The 18,807-nt window shown below is 59.6% G+C and carries 33 protein-coding genes and 1 pseudogene; 33 read left to right on the top strand and 1 reads right to left on the bottom strand.

Annotated elements, in window-relative coordinates:
- The 33 genes and pseudogenes from QYH69_RS23090 to QYH69_RS22930 form a co-directional block, all read left to right on the top strand.
- Positions 1 to 77 (top strand): annotated as a pseudogene (locus QYH69_RS23090) (elongation factor Tu); the annotation flags it as partial.
- 130 nt (positions 78 to 207) lie between these two features.
- A complete protein-coding gene (gene rpsJ, locus QYH69_RS23085) occupies positions 208 to 519 on the top strand; it encodes a 30S ribosomal protein S10 (RefSeq protein WP_017777154.1) in 312 nt (103 codons plus the stop codon).
- A 208-nt stretch (positions 520 to 727) separates the two neighbouring features.
- Positions 728 to 1,387 carry a 50S ribosomal protein L3 gene (gene rplC / locus QYH69_RS23080; protein ID WP_075159015.1) on the top strand — a complete coding sequence of 220 codons (660 nt, stop codon included), beginning with the start codon at positions 728 to 730 and terminating at the stop codon, positions 1,385 to 1,387.
- A complete protein-coding gene (gene rplD / locus QYH69_RS23075; RefSeq protein WP_075158351.1) occupies positions 1,387 to 2,007 on the top strand; it encodes a 50S ribosomal protein L4 in 621 nt (206 codons plus the stop codon). Before rplC ends, rplD begins: the two co-directional genes overlap by 1 nt.
- Positions 2,004 to 2,318: a 50S ribosomal protein L23 gene (gene rplW, locus QYH69_RS23070; RefSeq protein WP_075158350.1), complete on the top strand. Its 315-nt coding sequence runs from the start codon at positions 2,004 to 2,006 to the stop codon at positions 2,316 to 2,318. The genes rplD and rplW overlap by 4 nt, the downstream gene beginning before the upstream one ends.
- Before the next feature lie 2 nt (positions 2,319 to 2,320).
- Positions 2,321 to 3,148, top strand: a complete 828-nt coding sequence (rplB, locus tag QYH69_RS23065; protein ID WP_308834057.1) for a 50S ribosomal protein L2 — start codon at positions 2,321 to 2,323, stop codon at positions 3,146 to 3,148.
- A gap of 10 nt (positions 3,149 to 3,158) precedes the next feature.
- Positions 3,159 to 3,434 carry a 30S ribosomal protein S19 gene (gene rpsS, locus QYH69_RS23060; protein ID WP_006998484.1) on the top strand — a complete coding sequence of 92 codons (276 nt, stop codon included), beginning with the start codon at positions 3,159 to 3,161 and terminating at the stop codon, positions 3,432 to 3,434.
- A gap of 12 nt (positions 3,435 to 3,446) precedes the next feature.
- Positions 3,447 to 3,776 (top strand): 50S ribosomal protein L22, encoded by a 330-nt coding sequence (gene rplV, locus QYH69_RS23055; protein ID WP_007730533.1) that lies wholly within the window; start codon positions 3,447 to 3,449, stop codon positions 3,774 to 3,776.
- Between the two features lie 11 nt (positions 3,777 to 3,787).
- The gene (gene rpsC / locus QYH69_RS23050) at positions 3,788 to 4,615 is read left to right on the top strand and encodes a 30S ribosomal protein S3 (RefSeq protein WP_308834056.1); all 828 of its coding nucleotides are present in this window, start codon (positions 3,788 to 3,790) and stop codon (positions 4,613 to 4,615) included.
- Between the two features lie 2 nt (positions 4,616 to 4,617).
- Positions 4,618 to 5,034, top strand: a complete 417-nt coding sequence (gene rplP, locus QYH69_RS23045; RefSeq protein WP_075158347.1) for a 50S ribosomal protein L16 — start codon at positions 4,618 to 4,620, stop codon at positions 5,032 to 5,034.
- 9 nt (positions 5,035 to 5,043) lie between these two features.
- A complete protein-coding gene (gene rpmC / locus QYH69_RS23040; protein WP_075159014.1) occupies positions 5,044 to 5,238 on the top strand; it encodes a 50S ribosomal protein L29 in 195 nt (64 codons plus the stop codon).
- A complete protein-coding gene (gene rpsQ / locus QYH69_RS23035) occupies positions 5,235 to 5,507 on the top strand; it encodes a 30S ribosomal protein S17 (RefSeq protein ID WP_075158346.1) in 273 nt (90 codons plus the stop codon). Before rpmC ends, rpsQ begins: the two co-directional genes overlap by 4 nt.
- Before the next feature lie 351 nt (positions 5,508 to 5,858).
- Complete coding sequence (gene rplN, locus QYH69_RS23030) at positions 5,859 to 6,227, top strand: 50S ribosomal protein L14 (RefSeq protein ID WP_012402188.1); 369 nt, start codon at positions 5,859 to 5,861, stop codon at positions 6,225 to 6,227.
- A gap of 9 nt (positions 6,228 to 6,236) precedes the next feature.
- Positions 6,237 to 6,545 (top strand): 50S ribosomal protein L24, encoded by a 309-nt coding sequence (rplX, locus tag QYH69_RS23025; RefSeq protein WP_308834055.1) that lies wholly within the window; start codon positions 6,237 to 6,239, stop codon positions 6,543 to 6,545.
- Between the two features lie 16 nt (positions 6,546 to 6,561).
- Positions 6,562 to 7,101 (top strand): 50S ribosomal protein L5, encoded by a 540-nt coding sequence (gene rplE / locus QYH69_RS23020; RefSeq protein WP_006052214.1) that lies wholly within the window; start codon positions 6,562 to 6,564, stop codon positions 7,099 to 7,101.
- A 7-nt stretch (positions 7,102 to 7,108) separates the two neighbouring features.
- On the top strand, positions 7,109 to 7,414 hold the full coding sequence (rpsN, locus tag QYH69_RS23015) for a 30S ribosomal protein S14 (RefSeq protein ID WP_075158344.1): 306 nt from the start codon (positions 7,109 to 7,111) through the stop codon (positions 7,412 to 7,414).
- A gap of 15 nt (positions 7,415 to 7,429) precedes the next feature.
- Positions 7,430 to 7,825, top strand: coding sequence for a 30S ribosomal protein S8 (rpsH, locus tag QYH69_RS23010; protein ID WP_075158343.1), 396 nt, complete (start codon positions 7,430 to 7,432; stop codon positions 7,823 to 7,825).
- Between the two features lie 20 nt (positions 7,826 to 7,845).
- Positions 7,846 to 8,376 (top strand): 50S ribosomal protein L6, encoded by a 531-nt coding sequence (rplF, locus tag QYH69_RS23005; protein ID WP_075158342.1) that lies wholly within the window; start codon positions 7,846 to 7,848, stop codon positions 8,374 to 8,376.
- Between the two features lie 12 nt (positions 8,377 to 8,388).
- Positions 8,389 to 8,754, top strand: coding sequence for a 50S ribosomal protein L18 (rplR, locus tag QYH69_RS23000; RefSeq protein WP_008923336.1), 366 nt, complete (start codon positions 8,389 to 8,391; stop codon positions 8,752 to 8,754).
- A gap of 14 nt (positions 8,755 to 8,768) precedes the next feature.
- Positions 8,769 to 9,287, top strand: a complete 519-nt coding sequence (gene rpsE / locus QYH69_RS22995) for a 30S ribosomal protein S5 (RefSeq protein WP_004197945.1) — start codon at positions 8,769 to 8,771, stop codon at positions 9,285 to 9,287.
- A gap of 11 nt (positions 9,288 to 9,298) precedes the next feature.
- A complete protein-coding gene (rpmD, locus tag QYH69_RS22990) occupies positions 9,299 to 9,481 on the top strand; it encodes a 50S ribosomal protein L30 (RefSeq protein ID WP_004202755.1) in 183 nt (60 codons plus the stop codon).
- Positions 9,482 to 9,511: 30 nt separating this feature from the next.
- Positions 9,512 to 9,946, top strand: coding sequence for a 50S ribosomal protein L15 (rplO, locus tag QYH69_RS22985; protein WP_075158341.1), 435 nt, complete (start codon positions 9,512 to 9,514; stop codon positions 9,944 to 9,946).
- 46 nt (positions 9,947 to 9,992) lie between these two features.
- On the top strand, positions 9,993 to 11,342 hold the full coding sequence (gene secY, locus QYH69_RS22980) for a preprotein translocase subunit SecY (protein ID WP_075158340.1): 1,350 nt from the start codon (positions 9,993 to 9,995) through the stop codon (positions 11,340 to 11,342).
- 7 nt (positions 11,343 to 11,349) lie between these two features.
- On the top strand, positions 11,350 to 11,568 hold the full coding sequence (gene infA, locus QYH69_RS22975) for a translation initiation factor IF-1 (RefSeq protein WP_004521905.1): 219 nt from the start codon (positions 11,350 to 11,352) through the stop codon (positions 11,566 to 11,568).
- 20 nt (positions 11,569 to 11,588) lie between these two features.
- A complete protein-coding gene (gene rpmJ, locus QYH69_RS22970; RefSeq protein WP_004199844.1) occupies positions 11,589 to 11,705 on the top strand; it encodes a 50S ribosomal protein L36 in 117 nt (38 codons plus the stop codon).
- A 41-nt stretch (positions 11,706 to 11,746) separates the two neighbouring features.
- On the top strand, positions 11,747 to 12,112 hold the full coding sequence (rpsM, locus tag QYH69_RS22965; protein WP_075158339.1) for a 30S ribosomal protein S13: 366 nt from the start codon (positions 11,747 to 11,749) through the stop codon (positions 12,110 to 12,112).
- A gap of 27 nt (positions 12,113 to 12,139) precedes the next feature.
- On the top strand, positions 12,140 to 12,544 hold the full coding sequence (rpsK, locus tag QYH69_RS22960) for a 30S ribosomal protein S11 (RefSeq protein ID WP_017777173.1): 405 nt from the start codon (positions 12,140 to 12,142) through the stop codon (positions 12,542 to 12,544).
- A 156-nt stretch (positions 12,545 to 12,700) separates the two neighbouring features.
- A complete protein-coding gene (gene rpsD, locus QYH69_RS22955; protein ID WP_075158338.1) occupies positions 12,701 to 13,324 on the top strand; it encodes a 30S ribosomal protein S4 in 624 nt (207 codons plus the stop codon).
- 124 nt (positions 13,325 to 13,448) lie between these two features.
- Positions 13,449 to 14,426 (top strand): DNA-directed RNA polymerase subunit alpha, encoded by a 978-nt coding sequence (locus tag QYH69_RS22950; protein ID WP_027199071.1) that lies wholly within the window; start codon positions 13,449 to 13,451, stop codon positions 14,424 to 14,426.
- A gap of 198 nt (positions 14,427 to 14,624) precedes the next feature.
- A complete protein-coding gene (rplQ, locus tag QYH69_RS22945; RefSeq protein WP_075158337.1) occupies positions 14,625 to 15,020 on the top strand; it encodes a 50S ribosomal protein L17 in 396 nt (131 codons plus the stop codon).
- A 250-nt stretch (positions 15,021 to 15,270) separates the two neighbouring features.
- Positions 15,271 to 15,597, top strand: a complete 327-nt coding sequence (cutA, locus tag QYH69_RS22940) for a divalent-cation tolerance protein CutA (protein WP_308834054.1) — start codon at positions 15,271 to 15,273, stop codon at positions 15,595 to 15,597.
- Entirely contained in the window at positions 15,590 to 17,497 is a 1,908-nt protein-coding gene (dsbD, locus tag QYH69_RS22935) for a protein-disulfide reductase DsbD (protein ID WP_308834053.1), read from the top strand. Before cutA ends, dsbD begins: the two co-directional genes overlap by 8 nt.
- A gap of 85 nt (positions 17,498 to 17,582) precedes the next feature.
- Positions 17,583 to 17,765, top strand: a complete 183-nt coding sequence (locus QYH69_RS22930) for a hypothetical protein (protein WP_308834052.1) — start codon at positions 17,583 to 17,585, stop codon at positions 17,763 to 17,765.
- Here the strand turns inward: QYH69_RS22930 and hemB are convergent.
- Positions 17,756 to 18,754, bottom strand: a complete 999-nt coding sequence (hemB, locus tag QYH69_RS22925; RefSeq protein WP_308834051.1) for a porphobilinogen synthase — start codon at positions 18,752 to 18,754, stop codon at positions 17,756 to 17,758. The two genes, QYH69_RS22930 and hemB, sit on opposite strands and share 10 nt — an antisense overlap.
- Positions 18,755 to 18,807 lie beyond the last annotated feature (53 nt).

Genomic DNA, 18,807 nt, shown 5'->3' with positions numbered 1-18,807 from the left:
AAGAAGGTCTGCGCTTCGCGATCCGTGAAGGTGGCCGTACCGTCGGCGCAGGTGTCGTCGCCAAGATCATCGAGTAAAATCGCTGGCTTGCTCCAAGTAATAGATGGTGCCCGGGGTGAGGGCGCCCGCTCCCGCGGAAGTCCTCGTCCCTCGTTCTTTTACCCATTTGGCGGTGCAACATCGCCTCGCTCTTTTCAAGGAATCGTCATGCAGAACCAGAAAATCCGTATTCGCCTGAAAGCTTTCGACTATCGCCTGATCGACCAGTCGGCAGCCGAAATCGTCGATACCGCGAAGCGGACTGGCGCAATCGTTCGTGGTCCGGTGCCGCTGCCGACCCGCATCCAGCGTTTCGACATCCTGCGCTCGCCGCACGTCAACAAGACGTCGCGCGATCAGCTCGAAATTCGCACGCACCTGCGTCTGATGGACATCGTCGACCCGACGGACAAGACGGTCGACGCGCTGATGAAGCTCGACCTGCCCGCTGGCGTGGACGTCGAGATCAAGCTGCAATAAGCCTCGCAAGGCGCCCAGTTCGAGGGGTGCTGCTAAGTCTTTGATTGCTTGCGGAAAACGAAAGGCCTCGCTATAATGCAAGGCTTTTCGCGCATTTGCGCAAAAAAGTCGTGGTGGTTCGCGCCCAGCAGATCATTCTGAAAGCGCTGAGAAACGCGGCATTTTGTAAATTAGCCCCGACCAATCGCAGTCGGGAATGGAGAAAACGATGAGCCTTGGACTCGTAGGTCGCAAGGTTGGCATGACCCGTATCTTCACGGCTGAAGGGGATTCAATTCCCGTCACCGTGCTGGACGTGTCCGACAACCGCGTGACGCAGATCAAGACTGTTGAAACCGACGGCTACACGGCTGTTCAGGTTGCTTTCGGCGCGCGCCGTGCATCGCGTGTGACGAAGCCGCTCGCAGGTCATCTCGCCAAAGCCGGCGTTCAAGCTGGTGAAATCCTCAAAGAATTCCGCATCGATGCAGCCAAGGCAGCTGAGCTGTCGAACGGCGCGATCGTTGGTCCGGATCTGTTCGAAGTGGGCCAGAAGGTCGACGTGCAAGGCGTGTCGATCGGTAAGGGCTACGCCGGCACCATCAAGCGTTACAACTTCGCTTCGGGCCGCGCATCGCACGGTAACTCGCGTTCGCACAATGTGCCGGGCTCGATCGGTATGGCGCAGGACCCGGGTCGCGTGTTTCCGGGTAAGCGCATGACCGGTCACCTCGGTGACGAAACGGTCACGGTGCAGAACCTCGAAATCGCTCGTATCGACGCTGACCGCAAGTTGCTGCTCGTCAAGGGCGCCGTTCCGGGCGCGAAGGGCGGCAAGGTCTTTGTGACGCCGGCTGTGAAAACGCCGGCGAAGAAAGGAGCGAAATAATGGAACTTAAGCTCCTGAATGCCGATGGTCAGGAAGGTGCGGCAGTTACCGCGTCGGACGTCGTGTTCGGCCGTGACTACAACGAAGCGCTGATCCACCAGATCGTGGTTGCGTACCAGGCCAATGCTCGTAGCGGCAACCGTGCGCAGAAGGACCGTGAACAGGTTCATCACTCGACGAAAAAGCCGTGGCGTCAAAAGGGTACGGGCCGTGCTCGTTCCGGTATGACGTCGAGCCCGTTGTGGCGCGGCGGTGGTCGTATCTTCCCGAATTCGCCGGAAGAAAACTTCTCGCACAAGGTCAACAAGAAGATGCATCGCGCAGGTCTCTGTTCGATCTTCTCGCAGTTGGCTCGCGAAGGCCGCATCTCGGTGGTCGACGAGCTGACGCTCGAAGCACCGAAGACCAAGCTGTTGGCCCAGAAATTCAAGGCGATGGGTCTCGATTCCGTGCTCGTTATCACCGACACGGTTGATGAGAACCTGTACCTCGCGTCGCGCAACCTCGCCCACGTGGCGGTTGTCGAGCCGCGCTATGCCGACCCGCTGTCGCTGATCTACTTCAAGAAAGTGCTGATCACGAAGGCTGCGGTCGCCCAGATCGAGGAGTTGCTGTCATGAGCGAGATTCGCAAAAACGATCATCGTTTGATGCAGGTCCTGCTCGCGCCGGTGATCTCCGAAAAGGCGACGCTGGTGGCCGACAAGAACGAGCAAGTCGTGTTCGAAGTTGCGCCGGATGCCACGAAGCAGGAAGTGAAGGCTGCTGTCGAGCTGCTGTTCAAGGTGGAAGTCGATTCCGTCAATGTGCTGGTTCAGAAGGGCAAGGCAAAGCGCTTTGGCCGCTTCATGGGCAAGCGCAAGGACGTGAAGAAAGCGTACGTCTGCCTGAAGCCCGGCCAGGAAATCAACTTTGAAGCGGAGGCCAAGTAATCATGGCAATCGTGAAAGTTAAGCCGACTTCGCCGGGTCGCCGCGCGATGGTCAAGGTGGTGAATAAGGAATTGCACAAAGGCAAGCCTTATGCACCGCTGCTCGACGTGCAAAAGTCGAAGGCAGGCCGTAACAACAACGGTCACATCACCACGCGCCATCAAGGCGGTGGCCACAAGCATCACTATCGTGTCATCGACTTCCGTCGCACGAAGGATGGCATTCCGGCGAAGGTCGAGCGTATCGAGTACGACCCGAACCGCAGCGCGAACATCGCGTTGGTGCTGTACGCCGACGGCGAGCGCCGCTACATCATCGCGCCGAAGGGCGTGGCGGTCGGCCAGCAACTGATGTCCGGTTCCGAAGCGCCGATCCGCGCAGGCAATACGCTGCCGATCCGCAACATTCCGGTCGGTACGACGATTCACTGCATCGAAATGCTGCCGGGCAAGGGCGCGCAAATGGCGCGTTCGGCTGGTACGTCGGCGATGTTGCTGGCTCGTGAGAGCGTCTACGCACAGGTCCGTCTGCGTTCGGGTGAAATTCGCCGCGTGCACGTCGAGTGCCGCGCGACGATCGGCGAAGTGGGCAATGAAGAGCACAGCCTCCGTCAAATCGGTAAGGCCGGCGCGAACCGCTGGCGCGGTATCCGCCCGACGGTGCGCGGCGTTGCCATGAACCCGGTCGATCACCCGCACGGTGGTGGCGAGGGCAAGACGGCAGCAGGTCGCCATCCGGTGAGCCCGTGGGGTACGCCGACAAAGGGCTACCGCACCCGCAGCAACAAGCGCACGACGAGCATGATCGTCCAGCGCCGTCACAAGCGTTAAGGAGTAGGCAATGGCACGTTCAATCAAAAAAGGTCCGTTCTGCGACGCCCATTTGCTGAAGAAAGTTGAGGCGGCTGCAGCTTCGCGTGACAAGAAGCCGATCAAAACCTGGTCGCGTCGTTCGACGATTCTGCCGGACTTCATCGGTCTGACGATCGCTGTTCACAACGGCCGTCAACACGTTCCGGTGTATGTCACGGAAAACATGGTCGGCCACAAGCTTGGCGAGTTCGCATTGACCCGTACGTTCAAGGGTCACGCGGCCGACAAGAAGGCCAAGAAATAAGGGGCAATCAAGATGGAAGTGAAAGCAATTCATCGCGGTGCCCGCATCTCGGCGCAGAAGACGCGCCTTGTGGCTGACCAGATCCGCGGTTTGCCGGTCGACAAGGCGCTGAACGTTCTGACGTTCTCGCCGAAGAAGGCGGCTGGCATCGTGAAGAAGGTCGTGCTGTCGGCAATCGCGAATGCGGAGCACAACGAAGGCGCCGATATCGACGAGCTCAAGATCACGAGCATCTATGTCGACAAGGCTGCGTCGCTCAAGCGTTTCACCGCGCGCGCGAAAGGCCGCGGCAACCGCATTGAGAAGCAATCCTGTCACATCACTGTGACGGTCGGGAATTAAGGGGCCATACGATGGGACAGAAAATTCATCCGACTGGCTTCCGTTTGGCCGTCAGCCGCAATTGGGCGTCGCGTTGGTACGCGAACAACAACAATTTCGCGGCGATGTTGCAGGAAGACATCGGTGTTCGTGAATACCTGAAGAAAAAGCTGAAGAACGCGTCCGTCGGCCGCGTCGTGATCGAGCGTCCTGCAAAGAACGCGCGCATCACGATTTACAGCTCGCGTCCGGGTGTCGTGATCGGCAAGAAAGGCGAAGACATCGAACTGTTGAAGTCGGAACTGCAGAAGCGCATGGGCGTTCCGGTTCACGTCAACATCGAAGAAATTCGCAAGCCGGAAACCGACGCGCAACTGATCGCCGATTCCATCACGCAACAGCTCGAGCGCCGGATCATGTTCCGCCGCGCGATGAAGCGTGCGATGCAAAACGCGATGCGTCTTGGCGCCCAGGGCATCAAGATCATGAGCGCCGGCCGTCTGAACGGCATCGAAATCGCTCGTACGGAGTGGTATCGCGAAGGCCGCGTGCCGCTGCATACGCTGCGTGCGGACATCGACTACGCGACATCGGAAGCGAAGACGACGTACGGCATCATCGGCGTCAAGGTGTGGGTCTACAAGGGCGATACCCTCGGCCGCAACGATGCACCGGTGGTGGAAGAAGTCGCCGAGGAAAAGCGTCCGCGCCGCAACGCACGCCCGGGTGGCGACCGCCGTCCGCGTCGTGACGGTGAAGGCGGTGGTCCGGCAGGTGCTCGCCGTGGCGGCCCGCGTCGTGGTGGCGCCGGCGGCGCTGGTGGCGGTGCTGCCGGCGGCGATGGCAAGACTGGAGAATAACCATGCTGCAACCGAAACGCAGGAAGTATCGCAAAGAGCAGAAGGGTCGTAACACCGGTGTGGCGACGCGCGGCAACGCCGTGTCGTTCGGTGAGTATGGCCTGAAAGCTATCGGTCGCGGCCGCCTGACCGCGCGTCAGATCGAAGCGGCGCGTCGTGCAATGACGCGTCACATCAAGCGCGGCGGCCGCATCTGGATCCGCATTTTCCCGGACAAGCCGATCTCGCAAAAGCCGGCTGAAGTACGTATGGGTAACGGTAAGGGTAACCCGGAGTACTACGTCGCCGAGATTCAACCGGGCAAGATGCTGTATGAAATGGACGGCGTAACCGAAGAGCTGGCACGCGAAGCGTTCCGTCTGGCTGCAGCAAAGCTGCCGCTGAAGACGACCTTCATCGTTCGTCAGCTTGGCGCCTAAGGAGTGATGATGAAGGCATCCGAACTTCACCAGAAAGATAAGGCCGCGCTCAACAAGGAGCTGTCGGACCTGTTGAAGGCGCAATTCGGCCTGCGCATGCAGCTCGCGACCCAGCAGCTCACGAATACGAGCCAGCTGAAAAAGGTCCGTCGCGACATCGCACGTGTGCGGACCGTCCTGACTGAGAAGGCGAACCAGAAATGAACGATAGCGTAAAAACCTCGCTCAAGCGGACGCTGGTCGGCAAGGTCGTCAGCAACAAGATGGACAAGACGGTCACCGTGCTGGTCGAGCACCGCGTCAAGCACCCGATCTACGGCAAGTACGTCGTACGGTCGAAGAAGTATCACGCTCACGACGAAGCGAACAACTATAACGAGGGCGACCTCGTTGAAATCCAGGAAACCCGTCCGATTTCGAAGACGAAAGCCTGGACGGTGTCGCGTCTCGTCGAGGCTGCTCGCATCATCTGATGCAACTGCGGCTCATAACCGAGTCGTTGAAGTAGTTGAAATCGCAGTAGGTTGGACTTGCGAGACCGAGATTATTTGATATAATCTCGGTCTTCCCTCTTCGTGGGAGCCCAGCTGTTGCCTGCAGTTGGCAATTGCAATGGCAGATTGGCGGGCAAATCGTAAGTGGTAACCCTGGTGGGAAGACGGTTCGGGCGGTAGCCCGCGCTAAATGATTCACCGGATTTGCGATGGCGGGTTTCGTTAGCCGTCGCTGCCTGTTCTAACCCAAGCAGCCACACGGCTGACGGGACCAAGACTGACCGGCTGTGCCATGGTGGTGCAATCGGATTAAGTTGGGAAAAGTAAATCATGATCCAGACCGAAACTCGGCTTGAAGTGGCCGACAACACGGGTGCGCGTGAAGTCATGTGCATCAAGGTGCTCGGCGGCTCGAAGCGTCGTTATGCCAACATCGGCGACATCATCAAGGTGAGCGTCAAAGAGGCAACGCCGCGCGGGCGCGTGAAGAAAGGCGAAATCTACAACGCCGTGGTGGTTCGCACCGCCAAGGGCGTGCGCCGTCAAGACGGCTCGCTGATCAAGTTCGACGGCAACGCCGCCGTGCTTTTGAATACCAAGCTTGAGCCTATCGGTACCCGTATTTTCGGGCCGGTCACGCGTGAGCTGCGTAGCGAACGTTTCATGAAGATCGTTTCGCTCGCGCCGGAAGTGCTGTAAGGAGCCGAGATGAACAAGATTCGCAAAGGCGACGAAGTCATCGTCACGACCGGTAAGGACAAGGGCAAGCGCGGAGTCGTGCTGGCTGTTGGCGACGAGCGTGTGACGGTCGAGGGTATCAATATCGCCAAGAAGCATGTGAAGCCGAACCCGATAAAGGGTACGACGGGTGGTGTGGAAGCGAAGGCAATGCCGCTCCACATCTCGAACGTCGCTCTGGTCGACGCGAATGGTAAGCCGTCGCGTGTCGGCATCAAGGTCGACGGAGACAAGAAGGTCCGTTTCCTGAAGACGACTGGTGCTGTGCTGGGCGCCTGACGCTGCGGAGTAAAAAATGGCACGTTTGCAAGAATTCTATAAAGAGAAGGTTGTCCCCGGCCTGATCGAGAAGTTCGGCTACAAGTCCGTCATGGAAGTGCCGCGCATCACCAAGATCACGCTGAACATGGGTCTTGGCGAAGCCGTCGCTGACAAGAAGATCATCGAGAACGCCGTCGGCGATCTGACGAAGATCGCGGGTCAGAAGCCGGTGATCACGAAAGCGCGCAAGGCAATCGCGGGCTTCAAGATTCGCCAGGGCTATCCGATTGGTGCGATGGTCACGTTGCGTGGCCAGGCGATGTACGAATTTCTCGACCGCTTTGTGACGGTTGCGCTTCCGCGTGTGCGTGACTTCCGTGGCGTGTCGGGCCGTGCATTCGACGGTCGTGGCAACTACAACATCGGTGTGAAAGAGCAGATCATTTTCCCCGAAATCGACTACGACAAAATCGACGCGCTGCGTGGGCTGAACATCAGCATCACCACCACCGCGAAGACCGACGACGAAGCAAAGGCACTGCTCGCCAGCTTCAAGTTCCCGTTCAGAAACTGAGGTTACCGTGGCTAAACTGGCACTGATCGAACGTGAAAAGAAGCGTGCTCGCCTCGTAGCAAAGTACGCGGCGAAGCGTGCAGAACTGAAGGCGATCATCGACGACGCGAGCAAGTCGGACGAAGAGCGCTATGCCGCTCGTCTGGATCTGCAACAACTGCCTCGCAATGCAAACCCGACGCGTCAACGTAATCGTTGCGCGATCACGGGTCGTCCGCGCGGCACGTTCCGTAAATTCGGGCTGGCTCGTAACAAGATTCGTGAAATCGCGTTCCGTGGCGAGATCCCTGGCCTGACCAAGGCGAGCTGGTAATAGGAGAAACATAAGATGAGCATGAGTGATCCTATCGCCGATATGCTGACTCGCATCCGCAATGCGCAGATGGTCGAGAAAGTTTCGGTGACGATGCCCTCGTCGAAGGTCAAGATTGCGATCGCGCAGGTCCTGAAGGACGAAGGCTATATCGACGACTTCGCAGTGAAGTCCGAAGGCGCGAAGACGGAGCTGAATATCGCTCTGAAGTACTACGCCGGCCGTCCGGTTATCGAACGCCTCGAGCGCGTGTCGAAGCCTGGCCTGCGCGTGTACCGCGGCCGCAATGAGATTCCGCAGGTCATGAACGGCCTCGGCGTTGCAATTGTGTCGACGCCGAAGGGTGTGATGACGGATCGCAAGGCCCGCGCCACGGGCGTGGGCGGCGAAGTCATCTGCTACGTCGCTTAAGGCCGAAAGGAGAGAGAAACATGTCTCGAGTAGGTAAAAGCCCGGTTGCGCTGCAGGGCGCAGAAGTGGCGATCAGCGGCGAGCGTATTACCGTCAAGGGTCCGCTGGGCACAATCTCGCAAAACGCGAATCGCCTCGTGAAGGTGGTCAACGACAACGGCACGGTGAAGTTCGAGCCGATCGACGACAGCCGCGAAGCAAACGCAATGTCGGGCACGATGCGCGCACTGGTGGCGAACATGGTGAACGGCGTGACCAAGGGTTTCGAGCGCAAGCTGACGCTGGTTGGCGTTGGTTATCGTGCGCAAGCGCAAGGCGACAAGCTGAATCTGTCGCTGGGTTTCTCGCACCCGGTGGTGCACCAGATGCCGGAAGGCATCAAGGCTGAAACCCCGTCGCAAACCGAAATCGTGATCAAGGGGATCGACAAGCAGAAGGTCGGCCAGGTTGCCGCGGAAGTGCGCGGTTACCGTCCGCCCGAGCCCTATAAGGGCAAGGGTGTGCGCTATGCCGACGAGGTCGTGATCCTCAAAGAAACGAAGAAGAAGTAAGGGTGCGCAATCATGGATAAGACTCAATCTCGCCTGCGCCGCGCTCGTCAGACGCGTATCAAGATCGCTGAGCTGCAGGTCGCGCGCCTGGCCGTTCACCGCACGAACACGCATATTTATGCTCAAGTGTTCTCGCCGTGCGGCACCAAGGTGCTCGCCAGCGCGTCGACGCTCGAAGCCGAAGTGCGTGCGCAGCTCGCCGACCAGTCGGGTAAGGGTGGCAACGTTGCCGCTGCGACCCTGATCGGCAAGCGTATCGCTGAAAAGGCCAAGGCTGCCGGCATCGAATCCGTCGCCTTCGACCGCTCGGGTTTCCGCTACCACGGCCGCGTGAAAGCGCTGGCTGATGCCGCGCGCGAAGCCGGGCTCAAGTTCTAAGGGAAGAATTCGTCATGGCAAAGATGCAAGCGAAAGTTCAGGCTGACGAACGCGACGACGGCCTTCGCGAAAAAATGATCTCGGTCAATCGCGTGACCAAGGTGGTGAAGGGTGGCCGGATTCTCGGCTTCGCCGCACTGACCGTGGTTGGCGATGGCGATGGCCGCGTCGGTATGGGCAAAGGCAAGGCGAAGGAAGTGCCGGTTGCTGTCCAGAAGGCGATGGAACAGGCGCGCCGCAACATGTTCAAGGTGCCGCTCAAGAACGGCACGCTGCAACATGAAGTACACGGAAAGCACGGCGCATCGACGGTCCTGCTCGCTCCGGCGAAGGACGGTACCGGTGTGATCGCCGGCGGTCCGATGCGTGCAGTGTTCGACGTGATGGGTGTGCAGAACGTCGTGGCGAAGAGCCACGGTTCGACGAACCCGTACAACCTCGTTCGTGCGACGCTCGACGGCCTGCGCAAGCAGTCCACGCCGGCGGATATCGCGGCGAAGCGTGGTAAGTCCGTCGAAGAAATTCTGGGCTAAAGGTGGGCACGATGTCTGAAAAAACTGTGAAGGTTCAGCTCGTCAAGAGCCTGATCGGCACCCGCGAATCGCACCGTGCAACGGTGCGCGGCTTGGGCCTGCGCCGACTCAACTCGGTCAGCGAACTGCAAGACACGCCGGCTGTGCGCGGCATGATCAACAAGGTCTCGTACCTCGTTAAGGTCATCGGTTAAGCGGCTGATCGGGTACTCAAGGAGTTGATAATGGAATTGAATAACCTGAAACCGGCAGAAGGCGCGAAGCACGCAAAGCGTCGCGTCGGCCGCGGTATCGGCTCCGGCCTCGGCAAGACCGCAGGTCGTGGTCACAAGGGTCAGAAATCGCGTTCGGGCGGCTTCCACAAGGTCGGCTTCGAAGGCGGTCAAATGCCTCTGCAGCGTCGTCTGCCGAAGCGCGGCTTCAAGTCGCTGACGAAGGAATTCGTCGGTGAAGTGCGGCTGGGCGATCTGGAAAAGTTGCCGGTCGACGAAATCGATCTGCTCGCACTGAAGCAGGCCGGTCTGGTTGGCGAGCTTATGAAGAGCGCGAAGATCATTGCGACGGGCGAGTTGAAGCGCAAGATCGTCGTGAAGGGTCTGGGTGCGACGAAGGGTGCACGTGCTGCGATTGAAGCAGCGGGCGGCTCTTTTGCCGAGTAACGAGCAAGCGGATTGCCGTCACTAGCATTTGCATCGGAGAAGGTACTTGGCTAACAGTCCGAGTCTCGCAAAACCCGGTCGCGGCGCGGCGAAGTTCGGCGACCTCCGTCGGCGTGCAGTGTTCCTGCTGCTGGCGCTGGTCGTCTATCGTATCGGCGCGCATATTCCGGTGCCGGGTATCGACCCGGATCAACTGGCGAAGCTGTTTCAGAGCCAGGCAGGCGGCATCCTGGGCATGTTCAACATGTTCTCAGGTGGCGCGTTGTCGCGATTCACTGTGTTTGCGTTGGGGATCATGCCGTACATCTCGGCGTCGATCATCATGCAGTTGCTGGCAATCGTGTCGCCGCAGCTGGAAGCGCTGAAGAAGGAAGGGCAGGCCGGGCAGCGGAAGATCACTCAGTACACACGAGTCTTCACCGTTCTGCTTGCGACGTTCCAGGCCTTCGGCATCGCGGTTGCGCTTGAGAACCAGCCAGGCCTCGTGCTCGATCCGGGCATGGTGTTCCGGTTGACGACTGTTGTGACGCTGGTAACGGGAACCATGTTCCTGATGTGGCTCGGTGAGCAGATCACGGAGCGCGGTCTGGGCAACGGTATCTCGATCATCATTTTTGGTGGTATCGCGGCGGGTTTCCCGAATGCGATCGGTGGTCTCTTCGAACTGGTGCGTACCGGGTCGATGTCGATCATCTCGGCAATCATCGTGGTCGCGCTAATTGCAGCAGTGACGTATCTGGTGGTGTTCATCGAACGCGGCCAGCGCAAGATTCTCGTGAACTACGCGAAGCGTCAGGTTGGCAACAAGATCTACGGTGGCCAGTCGTCGCATCTGCCGCTGAAGTTGAATATGTCGGGCGTGATTCCGCCGATCTTTGCATCGTCGATCATCCTGTTCCCGGCGACGATTCTGAGCTGGTTCAGTTCCGGCGCGAACAACGGCGGCTGGTTTGCAGACACGCTGCACAACATTGCCGAAGCGCTGAAGCCAGGCCAGCCCGTGTACGTGTTGCTGTATGCGTTGGCGATCGTGTTTTTCTGCTTCTTCTACACCGCGCTGGTGTTCAACAGCAGAGAAACGGCCGACAACCTGAAGAAGAGTGGCGCATTCGTCCCGGGTATCCGTCCGGGCGACCAGACGGCGCGCTATATCGACCGGATTCTTACGCGTCTGACGTTGGCCGGAGCGATCTATATCGTGTTCGTTTGCCTGCTGCCCGAATTTTTGGTGCTGCGCTGGAACGTGCCGTTTTATTTTGGTGGAACCTCGCTACTGATCATCGTGGTGGTCACCATGGATTTCATGGCCCAGGTGCAGTCGTACGTAATGTCGCAACAGTATGAATCGCTGCTGAAGAAAGCCAATTTCAAAGGCGGCGGCGTCCCAATGCGCTAAAGGACTTATGGCCAAAGACGATGTCATCCAGATGCAGGGCGAAGTGATTGAGAACCTGCCTAACGCTACCTTCAGGGTAAAGCTGGAGAACGGCCATGTCGTATTGGGACATATCTCCGGCAAGATGCGGATGCACTACATCCGGATCCTGCCGGGCGACAAGGTGACAGTTGAGTTGACGCCTTACGATCTGTCGCGTGCGCGGATCGTTTTCCGGGCGAAGTGATTTGAAAAAAGGGTAATATCATGAAAGTGATGGCATCGGTTAAGCGCATCTGCCGCAACTGCAAGATCATCAAGCGCAAGGGCGTTGTCCGCGTGATTTGCAGCTCTGATCCGCGCCACAAACAGCGTCAAGGCTGAACGCCGCGCTTTTGCTTGCGCTTTTTGTTTGAGGAAAAACAATGGCTCGTATCGCAGGGGTGAATATCCCGAACCACCAGCATACCGAAATCGGCCTGACGGCTATCTACGGTATCGGCCGCACGCGCTCGCGCATCATCTGCGAAGCCGCTGGTGTGGCATTTTCGAAGAAGGTCAAGGACCTGAACGACGCAGACCTCGAAAAGCTGCGTGAAGAAGTCGGCAAGTACATCGTCGAAGGCGATTTGCGTCGCGAAACGACGATGAACATCAAGCGTCTGATGGACCTCGGCTGCTACCGCGGCGTGCGTCATCGCAAGGGCCTGCCCCTGCGCGGCCAGCGTACGCGTACCAATGCGCGCACGCGTAAGGGTCCGCGCCGCGCAGCGCAATCGCTGAAGAAGTAAGCGAGACTGACAGTTACAGGAAAACGTATGGCTAAGGCTTCGAACAACACCGCGGCGCAACGCGTTCGCAAGAAGGTCAAGAAGAACGTCGCCGAGGGCGTGGTTCACGTTCACGCGTCGTTCAACAACACCATCATCACGATCACCGATCGTCAGGGCAACGCGCTTGCCTGGGCGACGTCGGGTGGCCAGGGCTTCAAGGGTTCGCGTAAGTCGACCCCGTTCGCAGCCCAGGTTGCAGCCGAATCGGCTGGCCGTGTGGCGATGGAATACGGCGTCAAGAACCTCGAAGTGCGAATCAAGGGCCCGGGTCCTGGTCGCGAGTCGGCGGTCCGTGCGCTGCATGGCCTTGGCATCAAGATCACGGCGATCTCGGACGTTACCCCGGTTCCGCACAACGGTTGCCGTCCGCCGAAGCGTCGTCGTATCTAAGACGTGCTTTTTTGCTTGCGCCTGTTTCCGCCGGGTGTTGAATCGGCGGCGACGGGCGACTTGCTTTATTGAATCGACTAAGCCCACCGTTCGACCCAAAGGGTTCGGACTAGCGTGAACGAGAGTTCACGTGATCAAACATAGAAGGAACGCAAAGTGGCACGCTATATCGGCCCTAAAGCCAAGCTGTCCCGCCGTGAAGGCACTGATCTCTTCCTGAAGAGCGCCCGCCGTTCGCTCGCCGACAAATGCAAGCTCGACAGCAAGCCGGGCCAACATGGCCGCACGTCGGGTGCGCGCACGTCCGATTACGGCACGCAGCTGCGCGAAAAACAAAAAGTGAAGCGCATTTACGGCATTCTCGAGCGCCAATTCCGCCGTTACTTCGCGGAAGCCGACCGTCGTAAGGGCAACACCGGTGAGAACCTGCTGCAACTGCTCGAGTCCCGTCTGGACAACGTCGTCTATCGCATGGGCTTCGGCTCGACGCGCGCTGAAGCGCGTCAGCTTGTAGGCCACAAGGCGATCACCGTCAACGGTACGGTTGCGAACATCCCGTCTCTGCAAGTAAAGGCGGGCGACGTCGTCGCGGTGCGCGAACAGGCGAAGAAGCAGGCGCGCATTCTCGAAGCGCTGTCGCTGGCTGAGCAAGGCGGTCTGCCGAGCTGGGTCGCTGTCGACACGAAAAAATTCGAGGGCACGTTCAAGCAGATGCCGGAACGCAGCGACATCGCTGGCGATATCAACGAAAGCCTGATCGTCGAATTGTATTCGCGCTAATCGGATTAACGGCCGGGGTACCCTGATTGCGTCGTGCAAGGGGGTGTCTCGGCTGTTTATTTTCAGGTTGTTACCGGTCAGCCTTATCGGTGTAACGAGCCGAGGGTATTGAAAAGGAAAACCTATGCAAACCAGTTTGTTGAAACCCAAGATTATCGCCGTTGAATCGCTGGGCGAAAGCCACGCGAAGGTGGTCATGGAGCCGTTCGAACGCGGCTATGGCCACACCTTGGGTAACGCGCTTCGGCGCGTATTGCTGTCGTCCATGATCGGGTATGCGCCGACCGAAGTGACGATCGCAGGCGTCGTGCATGAATATTCGACGCTGGACGGTGTGCAGGAGGACGTGGTCAACCTGTTGCTGAACCTGAAGGGCGTGGTGTTCAAGCTGCATAACCGTGACGAAGTGACGGTTACGCTGCGCAAGGAAGGCGAAGGCGTCGTCACCGCGGGCGATATCGAGCTCGCGCACGATTGTGAAGTGATCAACCCCGATCACGTAATCGCGCATCTGTCGAAGGGCGGCAAGCTCGACGTTCAGATCAAGGTCGAGAAGGGCCGCGGTTATGTGCCGGGCAACGTGCGCCGCTACGGCGAAGAGTCGGCGAAGATCATCGGCCGTATCGTGCTCGACGCATCGTTCTCGCCGGTTCGCCGAGTGAGCTACGCAGTCGAAAGCGCGCGCGTCGAGCAGCGTACCGATCTCGACAAGCTCGTGATGAACATCGAAACCAACGGTGTGATTTCGCCGGAGGAAGCGATTCGTCAGTCGGCGCGTATTCTGGTCGACCAGCTGTCGGTGTTTGCCGCGCTGGAAGGTACGGAAGCCGCGGCGGAAGCACCGTCGCGCGCACCGCAGATCGATCCGATCCTGCTGCGTCCGGTCGACGATCTCGAGCTCACGGTTCGTTCGGCAAACTGCCTGAAGGCCGAGAACATCTACTACATCGGCGATCTGATCCAGCGCACCGAAAACGAGCTGCTGAAGACGCCGAACCTCGGTCGCAAGTCGCTGAACGAGATCAAGGAAGTGCTCGCTTCGCGCGGTTTGACGCTCGGTATGAAGCTCGAAAACTGGCCGCCGGCAGGTCTCGACAAGTAAATCGGCAAGTACGTCGTGGCGCGCGGTCAAGCAGCGCGCACGATAGCGGTACCGCAACTGGCAAAGACGTGGATTTTCCTTTAAAATCCGCGTCTTGCTGTTTTTCTCTACCGGCCCGTGCACACGGCATTCTCATGAGCATGAGAAGCGACGTGCGATAGAAGAGCTGGATCAAAACTTCGAATCAAGGAAATTGAAATGCGTCACCGTCATGGCCTGCGGAAACTGAACCGCACGAGCAGCCACCGTCTGGCAATGCTCCGTAACATGTCCAATTCGCTGATCGAGCACGAAGTCATCAAGACCACGCTGCCGAAGGCGAAGGAACTCCGTAAAGTCGTCGAGCCGCTGATCACGCTCGGCAAGAAGCCGTCGCTGGCTAACCGCCGTCTGGCGTTCAACCGCCTGCGCGATCGTGACTCGGTCACGAAGCTGTTCGATGTACTCGGTCCGCGCTTCGCGAACCGTCCGGGCGGCTATCTGCGTATCCTGAAGTTCGGTTTCCGCGTCGGCGATAACGCTCCGATGGCGCTTGTCGAACTGCTCGATCGTCCGGAGCCGGTTGAAGCCGAGAACGTCGCGGAAGCTGAATAAGCTCGCTGCTGTCGGCTGATACGAAGAAAGTCAAAAACCAGGCCTTTCGCCTGGTTTTTTGCTTTCGGCTTCCACCTCGGCTTCCGCCTCGCCACCTCAGGCGCTTTGCATTGCCTGCCGGTCGACTGACAAGTGACCAGCAGGAGTCTACCCGCTGATTCGCCGCGAAAGCTTGATGGAGCAAGGTGATACGATAGCGGGAGCGAATTTTGTACCGCTGTTTTGTCCGGTGAAGGAGGCGTCGGAAATCATGAACGTGATCCTGATGATGACCACGGTGCCCGACACGACCATCGCCGAAAAGCTGACGTCGGAGATCCTCGCCGCGCGGCTCGCTGCCTGCGCAACACAACTCGGTGCCACGCGTTCGAGCTTTCACTGGCAGGGCAAGATCGAATCAGCCGACGAAATCCAGTTGCTGTTCAAGACCAGCATCGCCCGGGCGCAGGAACTCGAGCAGTTCATCCTGTCGCATCATCCTTACGACACCCCGGAAATCCTCTCGTGGCAAGCGATCGCGTCGGCCGCGTATGGGCAGTGGGTCAACGCGGAAACTCAACGTCCCATCCATGTTTAACGGCCTCAATTCGCCTTCGCTCGGTGTCATACGTATGGCCAGGCTGCTTTTCACGTGTCTGCTGATCGCGCTGTTCTCAGTCGGCGCGGCTCGTGCCGCTGACGATTTCCTCGACCTTGCCGTCGCGTTCAAATTCAGCGCGACTGAACAGCCCGGCGAAGTCGACGTCCACTACAGGATCGCGGACGGGTACTACATGTACCGCGAGCGCTTTTCGTTTGCGGTTCGTAACGGCACGTCGACGATCGGTTCTCCGCAGTTGCCGGCCGGTCACGTCAAGTTCGACGAAACCTTCCAGAAGAACGTCGAGACCTATCGTGGCGAGCTGACCATTCGCATTCCGGTGAAGCAGGCAAACGGAGCGTTCGATCTCGCGGTCACGTCACAGGGTTGTGCCGACGCGGGCATCTGCTATCCACCGGTGGAGCGCGTGTATCACGTGAGTGGCGCGGCGCTCCAGGCTGCAAGCGCCGGCGCGACGACGAGCGCCATGCAGACGACCAGATCCGGGATAGACGCATCCGCCTCGACGAGCTGGTACGAACGCGCGACGAGCGCCGACTACGCGCAATCGTTGCTGCAAGGCGGCGGGTTCTTCGCAATCGTCGGCTTGTACTTCGTCGCCGGTATGGTGCTGAGCCTGCTGCCGTGTTCTTACCCGATGATTCCGATTCTTTCCGCAATCATCATTGGTGAGGGCGCGCGTGTGACGCGCGCGCGCGGCTTTGGCCTGTCGGCGTCGTACGTGATCGGTATGGCGCTCGTCTATACCGCGCTTGGCATTGCCGCGGCGCTTGTTGGGCAGAGCCTCGGCGCGTGGCTGCAAAACCCGTGGGTACTCGGCGCGTTCGCGATCCTGCTAACGGCGTTTGCGCTGACCTTGATCGCCGGCGTCGATATCGTGCTGCCGCAGAGCTGGCAAAGCGGGGTGTCGAAAGCGTCGGAGCGGCGATCGGGCGGCAAGTTCGCGGCCGTGGCGGCGATGGGCGCGCTGTCGGCGCTCGTCGTCGGCGCCTGCATGACCGCACCGCTCTTTGCGGTGCTCGCGTTTATCGCGCACACGGGCAATGCCGCGCTCGGCGGCGCCGCGCTGTTCGCGATGGGAATCGGGCTCGGCGTGCCGCTGCTTATCATCGGTCTGGGCGCGGGCACGATTTTGCCGCGCGCTGGCGCATGGATGGACAGCGTGAAGGTGTTCTTCGGCGTCGTTCTGCTGGCGGCTGCACTGTGGATCGTGTGGCCCGTGCTTGGCGGTACGGCACAGATGCTGTTGAGCGTGTTGTGGCTGCTGATCGCAGCGGCGGCGCTGGGGCTTTTCTCGGCGCCGCAGCAATCGGGCAATGGCAAAGCGCTCTGGCGCGGTCTCGGACGCGGCATCGGCGCTGCGTGCGCGATCTGGGCGGCGGTGCTGCTGGTCGGCGTCGCGACCGGTTCGACCGACCCGCTGCGGCCTCTCGCGCTGCTCGCCAGCCGTGCGTCCGCGGGCGCGGGCGCGCAAGCAACGGGTGACGTCGCAAGGGCACAAAGCGACCTCGCGTTCGCGCCAGTCAGTTCGTCCGGTCAGCTGGACCAGGTGGTGAAGACCGCCGCACAGCCCGCGATGCTCGATTTCTACGCGGATTGGTGCGTGAGCTGCAAGGAGATGGAGAAGTTCACGTTCAGCGACCCGCGCGTCAGTGCGCGCTTGAAGCAGTTGACGCTGCTGCGTGCCGACGTCACCGCGAACGATACCGACGATCAGGCACTGTTGAAGCGCTTTAATCTCTTCGGGCCGCCAGGCATCATCTTCTTCAATCGGGATGGGAAGGAAGTGATGCGCGTGGTCGGCTACGAATCGGCGGATACGTTTCTGCGTAGCCTGGACCGGGTTGCAGCCGGGAAACAACTGCCGCAGTCTTGAGTCCCGCGCGGCGCCGTCGCCGTTGCTGTCGCCGTCGTCAGTTGCGGCTTGCGGCCGAGTCCCCTTCGCCAGAACGCGGTCCGCCATGTCGAAAGAAAAGGCAGGGCATCCTCGAGAATGCCCTGTTTTTCATCGCGTCTTTGACCTGGGACAGGTCGAACCGTCATGTTTTGCCGATCGCATCACGATCGCATCGACAACGCGCGCCCGCTCTCGGCAGCCGCGCGCGATCCGCGACAAAGACCTGGCAATCGCCGCTCACTTCTGAACGCGAAGCAATCTCGCAGCATCGAGCGCAAAGTACGTCAACACGCCGTTCGCACCGGCGCGCTTGAATGCGAGCAGCGACTCCATCATCACCTTGTCGTGGTCGAGCCAGCCGTTTTGCGCGGCCGCCTTCAACATCGCATACTCGCCGCTCACCTGGTACACGTACGTCGGGAAATGAAACTCGTCGCGTACGCGGCGCACGATATCGAGGTAGGGCATGCCGGGCTTGACCATCACCATGTCCGCGCCTTCGTCGATGTCGGCACGGATCTCTCGCATCGCCTCGTCTGAATTGGACGGATCGAGCTGATACGTCATCTTGTTGCTCTTGCCGAGATTTGCCGCGGAACCGACTGCATCGCGAAACGGACCATAAAAGGCCGACGCGAATTTTGCCGAATACGCCATGATCCGCGTATGAATATGCTCTTCGCTCTCGAGCATCTCGCGAATCGCGCCGATGCGGCCGTCCATCATGTCCGATGGCGCGACGATGTCGACGCCGGCTTCAGCCTGCGCCTTCGCCTGCTCGATCAGGATCTCGACCGTCGCATCGTTGATCACGTAACCGGACTCGTCGAGCACGCCGTCCTGGCCGTGGCTCGTGTAAGGATCGAGTGCAACGTCAGTTAGCACGCCGAGCTCGGGGAAGCGCTTCTTCAGTTCGCGCACTGCGCGCGGAACCAGACCGGCGGGATTCGTGGCCTCGTGGCCATCCGGCGTCTTCAGCGACGGTTCGATGACCGGAAACAGCGACAACACGGGCACGCCCAGTTCGACGCACTGCTCGGCCACGCCCATCAACAGATCGACCGATACGCGCTCGACGCCGGGCATCGACGGCACCGCTTGCCGCACGTTGTTGCCCTCGATGACGAACACGGGATAGATCAGGTCATTAGTGGTGAGAACGTTCTCGCGCATCATGCGGCGCGAAAATTCGTCGCGGCGCATGCGGCGCGGACGGTGATGCGGGTAAAAACTCATATCGAAACTCGTGCGAATGTGAAACGGACGGCGTCTGGGTGCCAGAAACTTTT

This window comes from Paraburkholderia sp. SARCC-3016, assembly GCF_031119615.1.
Taxonomy (GTDB): domain Bacteria; phylum Pseudomonadota; class Gammaproteobacteria; order Burkholderiales; family Burkholderiaceae; genus Paraburkholderia.
This window is presented reverse-complemented; position numbering and strand designations above follow the sequence as displayed.

What these genes read in the sequence shown, in the direction of transcription:
- rpsJ (WP_017777154.1), top strand. Translation starts at nt 208, where the DNA reads ATGCAGAACCAGAAAATCCGTATTCGCCTGAAAGCTTTCGACTATCGC.
- rplC (WP_075159015.1), top strand. Translation starts at nt 728, where the DNA reads ATGAGCCTTGGACTCGTAGGTCGCAAGGTTGGCATGACCCGTATCTTC.
- rplD (WP_075158351.1), top strand. Translation starts at nt 1,387, where the DNA reads ATGGAACTTAAGCTCCTGAATGCCGATGGTCAGGAAGGTGCGGCAGTT.
- rplW (WP_075158350.1), top strand. Translation starts at nt 2,004, where the DNA reads ATGAGCGAGATTCGCAAAAACGATCATCGTTTGATGCAGGTCCTGCTC.
- rplB (WP_308834057.1), top strand. Translation starts at nt 2,321, where the DNA reads ATGGCAATCGTGAAAGTTAAGCCGACTTCGCCGGGTCGCCGCGCGATG.
- rpsS (WP_006998484.1), top strand. Translation starts at nt 3,159, where the DNA reads ATGGCACGTTCAATCAAAAAAGGTCCGTTCTGCGACGCCCATTTGCTG.
- rplV (WP_007730533.1), top strand. Translation starts at nt 3,447, where the DNA reads ATGGAAGTGAAAGCAATTCATCGCGGTGCCCGCATCTCGGCGCAGAAG.
- rpsC (WP_308834056.1), top strand. Translation starts at nt 3,788, where the DNA reads ATGGGACAGAAAATTCATCCGACTGGCTTCCGTTTGGCCGTCAGCCGC.
- rplP (WP_075158347.1), top strand. Translation starts at nt 4,618, where the DNA reads ATGCTGCAACCGAAACGCAGGAAGTATCGCAAAGAGCAGAAGGGTCGT.
- rpmC (WP_075159014.1), top strand. Translation starts at nt 5,044, where the DNA reads ATGAAGGCATCCGAACTTCACCAGAAAGATAAGGCCGCGCTCAACAAG.
- rpsQ (WP_075158346.1), top strand. Translation starts at nt 5,235, where the DNA reads ATGAACGATAGCGTAAAAACCTCGCTCAAGCGGACGCTGGTCGGCAAG.
- rplN (WP_012402188.1), top strand. Translation starts at nt 5,859, where the DNA reads ATGATCCAGACCGAAACTCGGCTTGAAGTGGCCGACAACACGGGTGCG.
- rplX (WP_308834055.1), top strand. Translation starts at nt 6,237, where the DNA reads ATGAACAAGATTCGCAAAGGCGACGAAGTCATCGTCACGACCGGTAAG.
- rplE (WP_006052214.1), top strand. Translation starts at nt 6,562, where the DNA reads ATGGCACGTTTGCAAGAATTCTATAAAGAGAAGGTTGTCCCCGGCCTG.
- rpsH (WP_075158343.1), top strand. Translation starts at nt 7,430, where the DNA reads ATGAGCATGAGTGATCCTATCGCCGATATGCTGACTCGCATCCGCAAT.
- rplF (WP_075158342.1), top strand. Translation starts at nt 7,846, where the DNA reads ATGTCTCGAGTAGGTAAAAGCCCGGTTGCGCTGCAGGGCGCAGAAGTG.
- rplR (WP_008923336.1), top strand. Translation starts at nt 8,389, where the DNA reads ATGGATAAGACTCAATCTCGCCTGCGCCGCGCTCGTCAGACGCGTATC.
- rpsE (WP_004197945.1), top strand. Translation starts at nt 8,769, where the DNA reads ATGGCAAAGATGCAAGCGAAAGTTCAGGCTGACGAACGCGACGACGGC.
- rpmD (WP_004202755.1), top strand. Translation starts at nt 9,299, where the DNA reads ATGTCTGAAAAAACTGTGAAGGTTCAGCTCGTCAAGAGCCTGATCGGC.
- rplO (WP_075158341.1), top strand. Translation starts at nt 9,512, where the DNA reads ATGGAATTGAATAACCTGAAACCGGCAGAAGGCGCGAAGCACGCAAAG.
- infA (WP_004521905.1), top strand. Translation starts at nt 11,350, where the DNA reads ATGGCCAAAGACGATGTCATCCAGATGCAGGGCGAAGTGATTGAGAAC.
- rpmJ (WP_004199844.1), top strand. Translation starts at nt 11,589, where the DNA reads ATGAAAGTGATGGCATCGGTTAAGCGCATCTGCCGCAACTGCAAGATC.
- rpsM (WP_075158339.1), top strand. Translation starts at nt 11,747, where the DNA reads ATGGCTCGTATCGCAGGGGTGAATATCCCGAACCACCAGCATACCGAA.
- rpsK (WP_017777173.1), top strand. Translation starts at nt 12,140, where the DNA reads ATGGCTAAGGCTTCGAACAACACCGCGGCGCAACGCGTTCGCAAGAAG.
- QYH69_RS22950 (WP_027199071.1), top strand. Translation starts at nt 13,449, where the DNA reads ATGCAAACCAGTTTGTTGAAACCCAAGATTATCGCCGTTGAATCGCTG.
- rplQ (WP_075158337.1), top strand. Translation starts at nt 14,625, where the DNA reads ATGCGTCACCGTCATGGCCTGCGGAAACTGAACCGCACGAGCAGCCAC.
- cutA (WP_308834054.1), top strand. Translation starts at nt 15,271, where the DNA reads ATGAACGTGATCCTGATGATGACCACGGTGCCCGACACGACCATCGCC.
- dsbD (WP_308834053.1), top strand. Translation starts at nt 15,590, where the DNA reads ATGTTTAACGGCCTCAATTCGCCTTCGCTCGGTGTCATACGTATGGCC.
- QYH69_RS22930 (WP_308834052.1), top strand. Translation starts at nt 17,583, where the DNA reads ATGTCGAAAGAAAAGGCAGGGCATCCTCGAGAATGCCCTGTTTTTCAT.
- hemB (WP_308834051.1), bottom strand. Translation starts at nt 18,754, where the DNA reads ATGAGTTTTTACCCGCATCACCGTCCGCGCCGCATGCGCCGCGACGAA.